General features: G+C 46.1%; 13 protein-coding genes. 8 read left to right on the top strand and 5 right to left on the bottom strand.

Annotation, left to right across the window (positions count from 1 at the left end):
- Nucleotides 1-36: 36 nt before the first annotated feature.
- The gene (gene lipB, locus P2W76_RS14650; protein ID WP_276348607.1) at nt 37-732 is read right to left on the bottom strand and encodes a lipoyl(octanoyl) transferase LipB; all 696 of its coding nucleotides are present in this window, start codon (nt 730-732) and stop codon (nt 37-39) included.
- Nucleotides 722-1,369, bottom strand: a complete 648-nt coding sequence (locus tag P2W76_RS14645; protein WP_276348606.1) for a 4'-phosphopantetheinyl transferase superfamily protein — start codon at nt 1,367-1,369, stop codon at nt 722-724. Before P2W76_RS14645 ends, lipB begins: the two co-directional genes overlap by 11 nt.
- Before the next feature lie 70 nt (nt 1,370-1,439).
- On the opposite strand from P2W76_RS14645, the gene dcd reads away from it, so the two are divergent.
- From dcd to P2W76_RS14620, 5 genes are all read left to right on the top strand, one after another.
- A complete protein-coding gene (gene dcd, locus P2W76_RS14640) occupies nt 1,440-1,976 on the top strand; it encodes a dCTP deaminase (protein WP_276348605.1) in 537 nt (178 codons plus the stop codon).
- Nucleotides 1,977-2,082: 106 nt separating this feature from the next.
- Nucleotides 2,083-4,794, top strand: coding sequence for a TonB-dependent receptor plug domain-containing protein (locus tag P2W76_RS14635; RefSeq protein ID WP_276348603.1), 2,712 nt, complete (start codon nt 2,083-2,085; stop codon nt 4,792-4,794).
- Nucleotides 4,795-4,816: 22 nt separating this feature from the next.
- Nucleotides 4,817-5,584 (top strand): enoyl-CoA hydratase/isomerase family protein, encoded by a 768-nt coding sequence (locus P2W76_RS14630; RefSeq protein ID WP_276348601.1) that lies wholly within the window; start codon nt 4,817-4,819, stop codon nt 5,582-5,584.
- Nucleotides 5,584-6,459: an SDR family oxidoreductase gene (locus tag P2W76_RS14625; protein ID WP_276349277.1), complete on the top strand. Its 876-nt coding sequence runs from the start codon at nt 5,584-5,586 to the stop codon at nt 6,457-6,459. The genes P2W76_RS14630 and P2W76_RS14625 overlap by 1 nt, the downstream gene beginning before the upstream one ends.
- Before the next feature lie 178 nt (nt 6,460-6,637).
- Nucleotides 6,638-6,919, top strand: a complete 282-nt coding sequence (locus tag P2W76_RS14620) for an ATP-dependent Clp protease adaptor ClpS (protein ID WP_276348600.1) — start codon at nt 6,638-6,640, stop codon at nt 6,917-6,919.
- Nucleotide 6,920: 1 nt separating this feature from the next.
- On the opposite strand, the gene P2W76_RS14615 is transcribed toward P2W76_RS14620, so the two are convergent.
- Entirely contained in the window at nt 6,921-7,859 is a 939-nt protein-coding gene (locus tag P2W76_RS14615; RefSeq protein WP_276348598.1) for a type IX secretion system membrane protein PorP/SprF, read from the bottom strand.
- Between the two features lie 171 nt (nt 7,860-8,030).
- Between P2W76_RS14615 and P2W76_RS14610 the strand changes: the two genes are divergently transcribed.
- On the top strand, nt 8,031-8,789 hold the full coding sequence (locus P2W76_RS14610; protein ID WP_276348597.1) for a YdcF family protein: 759 nt from the start codon (nt 8,031-8,033) through the stop codon (nt 8,787-8,789).
- 101 nt (nt 8,790-8,890) lie between these two features.
- Here the strand turns inward: P2W76_RS14610 and P2W76_RS14605 are convergent, their stop codons facing one another.
- Nucleotides 8,891-10,018, bottom strand: coding sequence for a carbohydrate-binding family 9-like protein (locus P2W76_RS14605; RefSeq protein WP_276348596.1), 1,128 nt, complete (start codon nt 10,016-10,018; stop codon nt 8,891-8,893).
- 189 nt (nt 10,019-10,207) lie between these two features.
- Here P2W76_RS14605 and P2W76_RS14600 point away from each other — a divergent pair, with 189 nt between their 5' ends.
- The gene (locus tag P2W76_RS14600; protein WP_276348595.1) at nt 10,208-11,761 is read left to right on the top strand and encodes a M20/M25/M40 family metallo-hydrolase; all 1,554 of its coding nucleotides are present in this window, start codon (nt 10,208-10,210) and stop codon (nt 11,759-11,761) included.
- A gap of 29 nt (nt 11,762-11,790) precedes the next feature.
- On the opposite strand, the gene P2W76_RS14595 is transcribed toward P2W76_RS14600, so the two are convergent.
- Nucleotides 11,791-13,986, bottom strand: coding sequence for a radical SAM protein (locus tag P2W76_RS14595; RefSeq protein WP_276348593.1), 2,196 nt, complete (start codon nt 13,984-13,986; stop codon nt 11,791-11,793).
- A gap of 163 nt (nt 13,987-14,149) precedes the next feature.
- Here P2W76_RS14595 and P2W76_RS14590 point away from each other — a divergent pair, with 163 nt between their 5' ends.
- The gene (locus tag P2W76_RS14590; RefSeq protein ID WP_276348592.1) at nt 14,150-14,758 is read left to right on the top strand and encodes a superoxide dismutase family protein; all 609 of its coding nucleotides are present in this window, start codon (nt 14,150-14,152) and stop codon (nt 14,756-14,758) included.
- Nucleotides 14,759-14,865 lie beyond the last annotated feature (107 nt).

Raw genomic sequence — 14,865 nt, 5'->3', positions numbered from 1 at the left:
AAAGCCCTTCCTAAACCAGGAAGGGCTTTTTTGTTATTATGCCTGCATTTCAAACAACTTCACTATATTGTTGAAAAGGACCGTCTTAACTTCTTCTAAATTAACGTCCTTCCCCAGCTCCCTTTTCATTGAGGTTACGTCTTTATCGTCAATTCCGCATGGTATAATATTCTTAAAATAGCCGAGATCGGTATTCACATTGAAGGCAAATCCGTGCATGGTTACCCAGCGGCTGCATCTGACACCCAGCGCACAGATCTTCCGGGCTTTAGTGTTATCCGCATCCAGCCAGACTCCTGTGTAGCCGGGGTAACGACCGCTCGCTATACCGTACCAGGCAAGGGTATCGATTACAGCCTGCTCCAGGGTGCGGAGGTAAAGGTTAATATCTGTGAAGAAGTTATCGAGATCGAGGATAGGGTAGCCGACTATTTGCCCGGGACCGTGATACGTAATGTCGCCCCCCCGGTTGATCTTGTGATAGGTGGCGTCGTTCTCCTGCAGGCCTGCCTCGTCCAGCAGCAGGTTCTCAGGCTGGCCGCTTTTGCCGAGCGTATAGACATGAGGGTGCTCAACGAAGATAAGATGGTTGGGAACCGGATTGTCAGAATTGTTAGTTCGATTAGTAACCTTTGCCGCTATGGTTGCAGCAAAAATACTTTCCTGCTTATCCCAGGCGGCCTGGTAATCCAGCATACCCCAGTCCTGAAATATAATTTTCTTATTCTTCATTATTATCTGACACGTAACCGATCATATATCCGTCAAACTTATCATAATGCACAGTATACGTATTAATACGTGTGCCTAAATCCAGCATCGCTTCGAAAGTTCCCGATCCAGGATAATTAAAAGGCATGATCCGTATATGGTCTAAAAAACTGATATTCTTCTTTCCGTGCAATTTATAAATGGCCTCTTTGGCACACCAGCATACGTAAAGGTGTTCGATACGGTCTTGCGATATAAAGGCAAGCTCGCCGGCATTCATAAATTTATGAGCTATGCGTTCGATCTTATCCTTTATAAGCTCAATATCTATACCGACGCGCCGGGTTCTGCTCACCATAACCGCTGCATAATCAAACGAGTGGCTCAGAGAAATGTGATGCGGGAAATTTGTCAGGTAAGGCTTGCCGCTGGGATCTACCTGGCAGTCGATATACTCTTCGGTATTCATCATACGACGGAGCAATACACGGGTACTCAGCCAATGCAGATTCCGCTTCCCATTTACCAGGGTATCGAGGTACGAGATCTCGTGAGACTTCAACTGCAGCTTTGCCAGCAGCTCATCCGCAGATTCCTCGATCTTCCATATCGCAAAAGATGTATGCGGGTCTAATTCCTTATGATAAACGAGCGACATTCTAAAAAACAAAATACCTGCAAAACTATCTCAAATAAATCATAATTTAGGCCAAATCTTAAGCTTATTTATGATCCTTTCCGACAAGCTGATCCTGGAAGAAATTGACAGAGGGAATATTATTATCGAACCCTTCAAAAAAGACTGCCTGGGTACCAATTCCTATGATGTACATCTGGGGAAATATCTTGCAACCTACAAGAACCGGGTGCTTGATGCAAAAGCCCATAACGAGATCGATCATTTTGAGATACCTAAAGACGGCTTTATACTGCAGCCGAATACTCTTTACCTGGGGGTAACTCTTGAATATACCGAAACACATAAGCATGTACCTTTTCTCGAAGGGAAATCAAGTACCGGGCGGTTAGGAATAGACATCCACGCTACTGCCGGGAAGGGTGATGTTGGCTTTTGCAATACATGGACCCTGGAAATATCCTGTGCTCAGCCGGTAAAGATCTACGCCGGGATGCCAATCGGACAGCTCATTTATTTCGTGGTCGACGGTGATGTAGAAACTATGTATAACACGAAGGGCAGTGCCAAATACAATAATAAAACCACGAAACCTGTAGAAAGTATGATGTGGAAGAATTCGTTTTAAGCTTGCCCTTGTAAAAATACTCTGGCCGGTAAAAGTAATACCTCAATTTTTTCGTAAATTGAGGTATTCTCATTTAAAGGGTTTAGACCCGCAAAAAACTAACCCAATGAAAAAGCGCCTGCTTTTACTGATACCTGTTCTGATTACAACAATTATATTCGGTTTTATCCAGGAGGATGAAGCCCTGAAGAAGATCTTAGCGCAGATCGAAAAATATCGCTCCGAATACCCGCAGGAGAAAGTCCATCTGCACATGGACAAGCCATACTACGCAATTGGGGATAATATATGGTTCAAAGCTTATGTCGTCAACGCTGAAAGGAATGAGTTGTCTGTTCTAAGCCAGATCCTGTATGTTGAGTTGATCAACGAAAAGGACTCTGTTAAGCAGTCTTTAAAATTGCCCCTCCTGTTCGGGACTGCATCAGGAGATTTTGCGCTTGCCGATTCACTTAAAGAGGGCAATTATCGCATCCGGGCTTATACCACATGGATGCGTAATTTCGGTGAAGAATATTTTTTTGATAAGACATTTACAATTGGGAACTCCATTTCAAATAATATCCTGACCAATGTCAGTTATCAATTCAGTAAAACGGGAAACTCAGAAAAAGTAATTGCTGATATTAATTACACAGATATGGATGGGGTGCCTTTGGCCAATAAGGAGGTAACGTACAGTGTGAATTTAGACTTCAGGAATATTACAAAAGGCAAAGGCATTACCGATGCGAAGGGTGACCTGCAGATCGCTTTTACAAACACGCAGCCTTTCATACTTAAATCAGGAAAAATATCGACGAGCATCAAAGTAGATGACAAAACACTGGTATCAAAGAACTTTCCCGTTAAATCTACATCCAACCAGGCGGATGTGCAGTTCTTCCCCGAAAGCGGTGATCTTGTTGCAGGCATACGTTCGCGGGTCGGTTTTAAAGCAGTTGGCGCTGACGGATTGGGTATGAAGGTAACAGGATATATCTCCGACGAGGCAAACGCAAAGGTAATTGACTTCGAGTCGGAACATGCAGGTATGGGACATTTCAGGTTACAGCCGCTGGCAAACGAAACTTATACAGCGCATATCAAATTTGAGGATGGCTCCGAAAGAACCTTTCCGCTGCCAAGGGTGGCTCCGAAGGGTTATGTATTAACTGTTAACAACATGGACCCTGATAATCTGCATGTCCACATTTCGACTTCGGTAGGGATCCAGCCTGACTCTAAATTCACTTTAGTAGCCCAGACAAATGGCGTGGTGCATTTTGTAGCAAAGAATAAACTCGATGCCCAATCCTTCAGCTCCAAAATACCTAAGAGCCGTTTTCCTACAGGTATTCTGCAATTAACACTATTCTCGCCAGGCAATCAGCCAGTGGCAGAACGGCTGGTTTTTATTAACCATTCCGATTTTATGAAGATAGAGGTGGGAACCGCAAAAAGCAGCTACGAGAAGCGTGAAAAGGTTAAGCTGATGCTGGATGTGAAAGATTCGAAAGGCCTGCCTGCCAGCGGCAGCTTTTCAATTGCGGTGATCGACGAGACGAAAGTCCCGTTCAATGAATCTGCGGAAACGACTATCATTTCAAACCTCTTGCTTAGCTCTGATCTGAAGGGATTTATCGAGCAACCGAATCATTATTTCACCGATATTAATGAAACGAAGATAAGGCACCTGGATATCTTGCTGATGACCCAGGGCTGGCGGCGCTTCGAATGGAAAAACATTCTTTCTAACTCATACCCTAACCTCGTGTATCAGCCCGAGACTAATATGGAAATAAGCGGAAGGGTTAAAGCCCTGAATGGTAAGCCTGTGGTGGGTGGCCGCGTTACCTTACTTTCTTCAGCTGGCGACGTCTTTCTGCTGGATACGCTGACCGATGTCAACGGTGATTTCAGGTTTCCCAATTTAGTATTTAGCGACAGCACCAAATTCATTGTCCAGGCCAGAAACGAACGCGATCGTAAGAATGTTGAGATTGAACTTAACCGTATTCCTGCCCAGCTGGTGACCAAAAACAAAAATGAGGCACAGGTAGAGATCAACGTAAACCGCTCTATTTTGCCTTACCTTCAAAACAGCAAAAATCAATATGACGACTGGCGCCTTCACGGGATAGTTGGCCGGAGCATCCTTCTCGACGAAGTAAAGATTGTTGAGAAAAAGCCAGTACTTAAACACTCATCCAATCTTAACGGCGCCGGCCACGCTGATGCGATAATAAAAAGTGAAGACCTTCGGAACTGCTCCTTTCTCACTCAATGTATCCAGGGACGGGTGGCGGGTATAATAGTGAATAACGGCATAGTTTATTCAACCAGGAGTATGAACACTTCCTTCCGCGGGCCTGTTCCAATGCAGATCATTATAGATGGGATGTATGTTGAACCGGAGTTTATCTCATCTGTAAACCCAAATGATGTGGAAAGTATTGAGGTCCTGAAAAGCGGGGGTAACACAGCCATTTACGGAATGCGCGGAGGAGGCGGTGTGTTGGTGATCAATACCAAGCGGGCCGAGGGCAATAAAGATTACAGAACCTATGCCCCGGGTGTTATCAGCTATAACCCCAAAGGCTTCTATAAAGCCCGTGAGTTTTACTCACCTAACTACGAAGATCCTAAAATCAATGCAAAGGTTGCAGACCTTAGAACCACGGTGTACTGGAACCCTAATGTTATCAGCGATAATGATGGCAAATCGAGCGTAGAGTTCTTCAATGCTGACGGCGCGGGAAACTATAAAGTCATTGTCGAGGGAATTAATTTAAAGGGCTCGCCGGGCAGGCAGGTATACCGTTACAGTGTCAGGTAGCACCTGAAATACAGAGAAGATAATGAATACAATTAAAGTTAATATCAAAGATAGAATAGCTGTCCTTCAGCTTGACAGAGGCCGTTCAAATGCGATCAATGCGGAAATGGTTTCAGAGATCGGGCAAATGGTGCGGAGCATAGAGAAAGACGATAATATTGCAGGGCTTATCCTCAGCGGGAAAGAAGGCTTCTTCTCCGCGGGACTCGACCTTATTGAACTCTATAATTATGATGAAACAGCCATCAGGCAATTCTGGATAGACTTCCTGGATCTGGTTAAAACCCTTGTTGCTTTTCGTAAACCCATGGTCGCTGCAATCAGCGGCCACAGTCCGGCGGGAGGCTGCGTTCTGGCAATCTGCTGTGACTACCGCGTGATGTCGGAAGGCAAATATATCATCGGTCTTAATGAAGTACCGGTAGGTATAATAGTTCCGCAAAGTATCTTTCACCTGTATTCCTTCTGGCTGGGCAATGCAACGGCCTATCGCTATATGCTGGAGGGTAAACTGATGAACACCGGCGAGGCGCTCAAGTCCGGGCTGGTAGATGAGCTGGTGAAACCGGAAAGTATTCTGCATGCGGCAGAGCGCAGCATACAAAAATATATACAGATGGACCCAACCACGTGGCGGCAGAGTAAAGCTAATTTAAGGGCAGAACTCCTTGCGAAGGTAGGCGCCGATCAATCTGAGATGCTGGAAATTATGCTAAAACAATGGTGGTCGCCGAGTACGCGCTCTATTTTAAAGACGATTATCCAAAACCTCCAACAGAAATCATCCTGATGTACAACGAACCCATGCTAAGAGATGACGCATTGTCGGGAAAAACTATTGTCGTAACCGGCGGCGGTACTGGTTTGGGGCGTGCAATGAGTACCTACTTCCTGAAACTAGGGGCGAATGTGGTTATTACCAGCCGCAAGTTGGATGTACTCACAAAAGCCGCATCCGAGATGCAAAGTGAAACTGCCGGCAATGTCCTTCCCCTGCAATGCGACGTAAGGAATCCGGACGAGATTGAAACTGTTCTGAAGTCGTCCATTGAAGCATTTGGAGGAGTTCACGGATTATTGAATAATGCAGCGGGCAACTTCATCTCGCCAACAGAGAGGCTTTCTGCCAATGCCTTTTCTACTATCATTGACATTGTACTTAAAGGTACGGCAAACTGCACCATGGCTTTCGGCAAGCACTGGATCAAAGAGAAGCAAGCCGGTACTATATTGAATATCGTCACCACTTATGCCTTTACAGGATCGGGATATGTCGTGCCTTCTGCCTGCGCCAAAGGCGGCGTGCTTGCAATGACGCGCTCGCTGGCGGTAGAGTGGGGTAAATACGGGATCCGTACCAATGCTATCGCGCCGGGACCCTTTCCAACTAAAGGAGCATGGGACCGCCTATTGCCAGGTGATATGGCCAGGAAGTTCGATTTCAGGAACCGGGTTCCCCTCAGGCGCGTGGGTGAGTACCAGGAGCTGGCAAACCTGGCTGCATTTATGCTCTCAGATTTTTCAGGATATATTAATGGCGAAGTGATCACCATAGACGGAGGAGAATGGCTGCAGGGAGCCGGTCAGTTTAACGGTCTTGAGGCCATAACTCCGGAAATGTGGGATATGCTTGAGCAGATGACACGGTCTGCGAAAGGAAGCTAATCAGATTAATCTAAAAGGGAGTAAGGAGTAAAGAGCAAGGACTGCATACCGGAAGATGAACATATCAAAGGGATAGTTAAACTATTCAATCTTTGTTCCTTATTCTCTGTTCCTTATTCCTTTATAGCATTCTCAATTTATAATATCGAAATCGTTATCCATTCCGTATTTTTGCAAAATGGGAACACAGGTACAGGAAGAAACTCTAACGCTTGAAGAAGTATTAGCGGCGTTAAAAGTCACCCATCGCCTTATTCTTTGGAATGACGATACCAATACCTTTGAGCATGTCATCAATTGCCTCGTAAAATACCTCGACTACACAGAAAAGGAGGCTGAGCGGATAGCATGGACGGTGCATAATGACGGGAAATGCGTTATCCTGGAAGGTTCCTTTACGGAAGTAGAAGTCTACAGAAAGATCCTTAAACAGGAAGGTCTTACAGTGAGCGTAGAATAGCTTAGAAATAACATTTGGGCAGTGTAGTAGAATTGCCCCTGGACCACAGCCTGAAATTCAATACAATTTCATGAGACCCTTTCTCGACCTTAGCAAGCCTCGATGTGGTAAAATCATACGAGTATCCCAGCTGAATATTAGGTGTTAGCTGCAGCTCTGCAAGTACGTCAAATGAATCCATAGAGCGAACCGAACCGCCAAGCCAGATCGTTTCCTTGAGCAGGAAGTTAGCGTTTACATCCACCTGAACTGGTGAACCGCTTACATATTTGACAAGAACGTTGGGCTTAAACTTGAGTTCAGGTCCCAGGTCTACCAGATAGCCGCCCTGCATTATATAGTGTGGCTTGTATGCTGTTTCTGATGGCGCTTCGCCGCCCAGGTCGCGATAATAAAAAAAAGGCGATGATATGCCTGCATAGAACTTGTCTGAGAAGAGCATCAGGCCAACACCAAAGTTGCCGCGCAGAGAGTTTTGATCTCCGAATACAGGATCAGTAGCAGCAGATGCGCTGCCTGTTAAGCTATATTCACCAACATATTTACCTATGCCTCCATTTACTCCCAGGGCAAGATAAGTACCTTCCTGCAGCTGCACCCGGTGAGCTAAGGTAGCAAAGGCCCCATTTTCCCTGATAACCTCTCCTATCTGATCCCGCATCAGGATGATCCCGGCGGAGGTGTTTGATTGCTTTATCGGACTGTGCACTGTTAAGGTTTGGGTATTAGGTGCTCCTTTAAATCCCACCCACTGCTGGCGGGCAAGAGCGGTGATATTAAGCGTTTCGTCGATAGCAGAATACGCAGGATTCACCACCAGGCCATTGAACATATACTGGGTGAACATGGCTTTCTGCTGTGCGCTGGCCGAATTCATCCCTGCCAGTATCAAAAGGCATAGATAAATTAAGAAAATTAACCGTTGAGGTTTAATTGGCATTGGGCGGCAACTAGCGTAAATGTATCCCCGGTATTGAATGAAACCGTTTTGTCTTAGGCTGTTGTACGGGATACAGGAAGAATAGTTACGCCTGTTCCATTGTCAAAATTCATATTAATGTCAAATAAATTGGCTTTATTTACCTTAGCAAAATAATGTGCGAATCCTTCAATGTTTTTCTACCTGTCTAAGCTGTTAACCTTCCTGATATCCCCTACGGTGATCATTGTGCTGCTCCTGTTCGCAGCCCTGCTCGCTAGAAAGGTTCAAACAAAGCGGCGGTTGCTTGTTACATCCCTGGTGCTCCTGCTTATTTTCAGCAATCCGTTTATCATCGGCCGTCTAATGAGGGCCTGGGAGTTAAAAGACACCGCGTTTACTCAGAATGGACAATATGATATAGCTATTGTTTTGTCGGGCTTTATGACCCGCGACCCGGAACTGCATCGCCTTACTTTTGGTGATGATGTGGATCGCTTAACGGAAGCGCTGAGTATGTACAGAAAGGGGCAGGTTGACAAAATACTGATCAGCGGAGGCTCAGGCAGCATGGTGATCGATACCCGCGAAGCATTGCTGGCCAGGGAGTTCCTCGTAAAACAGTGCCATGTGCCCGATTCGGTTATATTGATCGATACTGTTTCACGCAATACTTATGAGAATGCCGTTGAAACCAAAAAGATCTTAGAGCAAAACAAAATCTCATCGCCGGTACTGATCACCTCTGCGTTTCATATGAGAAGGGCGAAAGGATGTTTTGATAAGGCAGGGATACCGGCAGATATTTACTCTACCGACCCCGAACCCGCCAAGCAAGGGTACTATCCCGAAGACCTGTTTATTCCGGATACCCGGAATATTCGCAATTGGGAAAGGCTCATGCGTGAAATTGTTGGCGTGCTGATGTATGAACTTAAGGGCTATAGTTAGAAAGGACTAAGGAGGTATCATCCTACGTTTATCCTACGTTTATTCTACGTTTATCTTACGTTTATCCTACGTTCGAGCATTCACTAAGGCTTAACTAACGCTTACCTGGGAAGTCTGATGGCCTGTACCAGGCCTTCATCATTGACAGTGTAGGTTACCTGCTCGCCGGTTATGTAAACCATAAATTGCCTGCTCGTAGCTTCCATTGATAATTTATTATCCTTCCCATCGATTTTTATATCAGTGGCAGTTATCCCAAGTTCTTTCAGGTCCCTGGCATAGGTACGGTTCTTTTGAAAATGTTCCTTTTGACGATAATAAACAAGCCATAAATGCTTTTTTTGTTCCTCGCTGTACGGAATTTTGTATTCTGCCAGCGGCTTTCCGGCGTCGGGCTTACTGAAAAACAAATAGCCCCAGCGTTCCGGATAATGCATATTGATAACGCCTTGTGGCGACCATACCCAATTATGTTCAGGCAGGTTACGGCCGTTTGCGTCTTTTAGCTTTACATATTTGCCGCCTTTCACTTCCACGTCCCACTCTACCCGCGAGAAGTTAATTCGCCAGAACTCTCCATCGGCCGGCACTTTAGCGACATTGCCCATGGTTACAGCCAGAAATGGAATAAACATTTCCACTGTCCAGCCTTTATCTGTATCACTGGGGTTGTTTACCGTGCCCTGCACGCTGACAGCGGTCTTCATACCCGGCGTATTATACGTGAACATCGCACCACCGCTGTTCCGGTATGGTTTAGGCATAAACAGGTCAAAAATGGTATTCACTGCATTTATTTCTAGCTCATAGTAGCGGTGTGTATCGTTATCCGGATCGATGAACACTTCGAAGTCGTTATCATAGAAAACTATATCGTCGTGGTTTTTCAGGTATCCCCAAACATGAGGTTCCAATAGTTCAGCCGCGATATACAGGCCTTCTGCGGTCCAAAGCATTTTGGCCCGGGTGTCCCAGGCCGGTAAGGATTTGCTTTCACCTTCAATGTCAATGAACTTGTCTGTCCAGGCTGCGCTCTGCCAGACTGCATCGTCGATTTTCCCGTCGACTACCGGTGCCGTATGAGAGAACGTGGCTATGTATTGCCGCGGCGTAGTGAACAAGGCTTCCTTACCTGAAAATATGGATTGTGAGTATACGGTTGAATGACTGGCAATTAAGCCCGCCAGAACAGCAAGAAACTTTGCTATGCCCGGTTTTAACGATATCATGTTTGATTATTGTGTAAGGTTGGGGGGAAATTAAGAAGAATTATTCAAACCGGAAGCACCGGCATGTGCGATGATGATCTGATCGCCGGAACCGGAGCCTAAAAATAAAACGGTGGTATACCCTTTCCGTGCTATATCTACATTTTTATATATTTGTCTCAACCATTATAAACTCCTAACCGCTTATTCATGAAGAGATCGTTTCAACTCCTGTCTGTTTCATTGCTTTTTGCAGCAAATCTCGCTTTCTCACAGGGCAATAGTGCTGTTGTTGACAATATCATAAAAGAAGCTACCCAGAATTCACAGTTAAAGCAGCTGGCACACGAGCTGACAGATGGCATCGGCCCGCGGCTTGTGGGAACACCGCAGATGAAACAAGCGCACGACTGGGCTGTGGCAAAATATCAGAGCTGGGGAATCTCCGCAAGAAATGAGAAGTGGGGAGAATGGCGCGGATGGGAAAGAGGTGTATCCCACATTGACATGGTATATCCAAGGGTAAAAACCCTTGAGGGCATGCAGCTCGCCTGGAGCCCTTCAACGGGTGGAAAGACCGTTACAGCTGAAACTATAATCCTGGCAGATAACCCTGATTCTATAACCTTTCAGAAATGGCTTCCTTCAGTTAAAGGAAAGTTTGTGATGATATCCATGAACCAGCCTACGGGTCGCCCCGACTACAACTGGCAGGAATGGGCAACAAAGGAATCTTTTGAGAAGATGAAAGCTGAACGGGAGGTTCAAACAGCTGCATGGCGCAACCGTACGCTAAATACACGCTTAAGCGCCAAAAATTTTGCGCTGGCGCTGGAACGGGCAGGTGCTGCTGGTATCCTGGCTTCCAACTGGTCGGCAGGATTTGGTGTCAATAAAATATTCGGCGCCCATACAACCAAGATCCCGACAATAGATCTTTCGCTGGAAGACTACGGCTTGCTCTACAGGCTGACCGAATCGGGCATTAAGCCTAAGATCAGTGTAAAAGCTGATTCTAAGGAACACGGCATGGTGCCTACATTTAATACTCTTGCCGAAATTAAAGGCACAGAGAAACCAGACGAATATGTGATGTTATCCGCGCATTTCGATTCATGGGATGGCGGTACCGGCGCAACAGATAATGCAACAGGAACTATAACCATGCTGGAAGCCATGCGAATCCTTAAAAAGGTTTATCCTAATCCTAAAAGAACAATCCTCGTTGGACATTGGGGAAGTGAAGAGCAGGGTTTGAACGGATCAAGGGCTTTTGTCGAGGATCATCCGGAGATTGTAAAAAACCTTCAGGCTCTGTTTAACCAGGATAATGGCACAGGCCGGGTGGTTACTTTAAGCGGGCAGGGATTCCAGCACGCCTCCGAGTACCTGCCACGCTGGCTGGCTGCAGTTCCTGAATCTATCCGTTCCCAGATACAAACTACCTTCCCTGGTACTCCTGGTTCAGGCGGCTCTGACTTTGCTTCATTTGTAGCAGCTGGCGCTCCAGGCTTTTCATTGAGCTCTTTGGGATGGTCATACGGGAACTATACCTGGCATACCAACCGTGATACGTATGATAAGATCGTGTTTGATGATGTTCAGAACAATGCCATCCTTACCGCTATCCTGGTTTACATGGCAAGTGAGGATCCTCAAAAGACTCCGCGCGATAAAAGTATATTACCTGTAGATTCGCGTACCGGGAAGCCTGGTGCATGGCCGGCGCAGCGTTCTCCTACACGAAAAGGTGGTGTAAATTAAGTAAGGTATTATCTTATTGCGTTAATTAACTACAGCACCAGCAAGCCCGACTGCCTTAAGGTATTCAGCGGTTTACTATACCAGAACGGCTCAAAGTCATGTCCGGTTACTTGTTCAAAGCTCTCTTTAGCTTTTTGAAAAGTAAGCCGCTCAGGATTATTTGGACTCGCCTCATCCAGAAAGTTAAGCAGCCAGTCGGAGTAAAACTCTTCGACCTGGATAGCAAACTGTGACTTCTTATCAAAAAAAGCGAGTTCAGCTGTTGGCCATTGCTTCCCTTTTTTGCTTTTTATAAAGGTGCTGACTGATGGCTTTGAGCCCAGCCAGACGAGCTTGGCATCCGGCTTGACGAAGAAGGCACCATCTGCACTAATAGCTTTTTCAATAAAATCAGGCGCTACTTTAGTTCGCGGAACCTTATGATCGAACCAGTTCTGCAGGGGGTGGTCGAAGCAGATCCCATGCATATAATTAAACAGTGACTTTTTGAGCCCATAGCTAAAAAGCTCATGATCGGCTCCGACTTTATCCTCATGCACGATATCATTGTTGGCAAAACTCCCGATGGAGCTGCTGACTTTATTTACGTTAAACTGTTCCGGGTACATGCCTACAGGGCTATGGGCTGTCATGGCAAACTGATGCCAGAATGCAGACTGCAGGATGCCGGATTCAAACATCTGGCGAACCATTTCGAGCGAATCGATAGTTTCCTGCGCCGTCTGTGTGGGGAATCCATACATCAGGTATGCATGAACCATAATGCCGGCCGAGGTGAAATTATTGGTAACACGGGCCACCTGCTCAACAGTAACACCTTTTTGTATTAACTGCAGCAGGCGATCTGAGGCCACTTCAAGTCCGCCGGAAATAGCGATGCAACCGGAAGCCTTTAAGAGCACGCAAAGATCTTTGGTGAAGCTTTTCTCAAAGCGGATGTTGGTCCACCAGCTTACGGTAAGCTTCCGCCTGAGGATTTCAAGGGCCAGAGACCGCATTAAAGCGGGAGGAGCAGCCTCGTCTACAAAATGAAACCCATTTTGCCCGGTTTGCAGTATCATCTCTTCCATCCTGTCGCACAACAAACCTGCTGCGATAGGCTCATATACTTTGATATAATCTAATGAAATATCACAGAACGTGCATTTACCCCAATAGCAGCCATGGGCCATTGTCAGCTTATTCCACCGTCCGTCGCTCCACATACGGTGCATCGGATTGACGATCTCGATAACGGAAATATATTTATCAAGCAGCAGGTCGCTGTAATCGGGTGTGCCTGCCTCGAATTGCTTATAATCCTTTGACGTGCTTCCGTTATAGTAGATCACGGCTCCGTCTTTCAACGCAAATGTTCTTTTAAGGTCACTGATATTTCGTTTCCCGTCTATAAACTCGACGAGGTGCTCTATCGGGGCTTCCCCATCGTCGAGGCAAATGAAATCAAAGAACTCAAATACCCGGGGATCAGAGAGGGAACGCAGTTCGGTATTAGGGAAGCCCCCTCCCATAGCTATTTTAACAGTGGGATAATTACGTTTTATCCAGTGCGCAGCACGAAAGGCCGCATAAAGGTTTCCGGGGAAGGGCACTGAAAATGAAACAAGTTGTGGCCTGACCGCTGCCATCCTTTCTTCCAGTATGGTGATAAGCAAATTATCAGTATAGGTATTATCGAGCCGGAGGTAGCTATAAAGTTCGTCAAAACTTGAAGCCGAACGGCCCAGCCGCTCAGCATACCTGCTAAAGCCGAAGTTCGGATCCACACATTCAACGATCAGGTCGGAGATATCCTCAAGATATAAGGTTGCAAGATGCTTCGCCTTATCCTGGTTGCCCATAGTGCCGAAAGCCCAGTCGAGCTCCTCCACCTGATCAAAGCGGGAGGCCTCGGGAAGAAAATCTTCCATACAAATCAGGTGCGCCAGGGTCGGATTCCTGCCCTGAAGAAATGATATCACGGCGTCTATGGTATTGATGTAATGGCTTTTTAAAGCCAGTATCCGCCGCGCATTTTCGCTCACTTCGGCTCCATATATTCCGGCATAGTCAAAAAGCGATGTTAAGCCATCGCCCGAGAACAACCTGAGTATCACCTCTATCCCCAGGTCTGCCTGTACAGATGAAATACCCCTGGTATTCAGGAATCCTTTTAAGTACGCCGTAGCAGGGTACGGTGTGTTTAATTGGGTGAACGGGGGAGTAAGTAATAATACTTTAGCCAATGGAGTCTTATTTAACCACAAAAATATCCTTATTATATGAGATAAAGGAATCCTGGCAATTCAGACCGGACACTATTGTTACAGGCGGTAGCCTTTAGTATGATATATTTGTAAAACCTTATCTACATCAATTTGTTATTAATTAAACCCAGTAAACCTCATTATGAAAAAAACAACATTATGGCTTGCCCTCTCATTCTTTATTGCAGTAACGGCAGCCTGCACCAGCACGAACAAAACCGGCACTACTGACGACTCAACTATGCATGCTGACAGCATGGGCACCGATACAACCGGCGGGATGATGGGCATGGCTGATAAAGCTCATGCAGACATATCTGCTACCAAAACCGACACAGCAGGAAGCGGTACTGCGCAATTCACCAAAAAGGATGACGGCACCGTAGAACTGAGCCTTAACGTGAAATTTCCGAAGATGGCTAACAAAACAGTTGCCGTTCATTTACATGAGCATGGCGATTGCGGTGACGCCGGGAAAGGCGCACACGGCCACTGGAATCCCACCAATGAAGCACATGGAAAGTGGGGTTCTGCAGCTTATCACTCGGGCGATATAGGTAATGTGCAGCTGGATGCCGAAGGCTCAGGATCTGTAACCGTTTCTTCCGACAGATGGACAATTGGCGGCGATGACAAGACAAATATCCTCGGCCGCGCAGTTATTGTACACTCTGGCGTTGATGATTATACAACACAACCTACAGGTAATGCCGGAAGCAGAATTGGCTGCGGTGTTATTTCAGGTAACTAACCAAATCTTTCAATTAAAAAGCCCTCGGACAACCGGGGGCTTTTTTGTTTTGGATGATAAATTGTCAGACAATAAAGCAGCCCGCTGTTTTGTATCTTTGAAAATTA

It is taken from the genome of Daejeonella sp. JGW-45 (genome assembly GCF_029360805.1).
In the GTDB taxonomy this organism is placed as follows: Bacteria; Bacteroidota; Bacteroidia; order Sphingobacteriales; family Sphingobacteriaceae; genus Daejeonella.
This window is presented reverse-complemented; position numbering and strand designations above follow the sequence as displayed.

Excerpts from the sequence above, each read along its gene's own strand:
- P2W76_RS14635 (WP_276348603.1), top strand. The coding sequence starts at position 2,083 with ATGAAAAAGCGCCTGCTTTTACTGATACCTGTTCTGATTACAACAATT.
- P2W76_RS14630 (WP_276348601.1), top strand. The coding sequence starts at position 4,817 with ATGAATACAATTAAAGTTAATATCAAAGATAGAATAGCTGTCCTTCAG.
- P2W76_RS14625 (WP_276349277.1), top strand. The coding sequence starts at position 5,584 with ATGTACAACGAACCCATGCTAAGAGATGACGCATTGTCGGGAAAAACT.
- P2W76_RS14615 (WP_276348598.1), bottom strand. The coding sequence starts at position 7,859 with ATGCCAATTAAACCTCAACGGTTAATTTTCTTAATTTATCTATGCCTT.
- lipB (WP_276348607.1), bottom strand. The coding sequence starts at position 732 with ATGAAGAATAAGAAAATTATATTTCAGGACTGGGGTATGCTGGATTAC.
- P2W76_RS14590 (WP_276348592.1), top strand. The coding sequence starts at position 14,150 with ATGAAAAAAACAACATTATGGCTTGCCCTCTCATTCTTTATTGCAGTA.
- P2W76_RS14610 (WP_276348597.1), top strand. The coding sequence starts at position 8,031 with ATGTTTTTCTACCTGTCTAAGCTGTTAACCTTCCTGATATCCCCTACG.
- P2W76_RS14605 (WP_276348596.1), bottom strand. The coding sequence starts at position 10,018 with ATGATATCGTTAAAACCGGGCATAGCAAAGTTTCTTGCTGTTCTGGCG.
- dcd (WP_276348605.1), top strand. The coding sequence starts at position 1,440 with ATGATCCTTTCCGACAAGCTGATCCTGGAAGAAATTGACAGAGGGAAT.
- P2W76_RS14600 (WP_276348595.1), top strand. The coding sequence starts at position 10,208 with ATGAAGAGATCGTTTCAACTCCTGTCTGTTTCATTGCTTTTTGCAGCA.
- P2W76_RS14645 (WP_276348606.1), bottom strand. The coding sequence starts at position 1,369 with ATGTCGCTCGTTTATCATAAGGAATTAGACCCGCATACATCTTTTGCG.
- P2W76_RS14620 (WP_276348600.1), top strand. The coding sequence starts at position 6,638 with ATGGGAACACAGGTACAGGAAGAAACTCTAACGCTTGAAGAAGTATTA.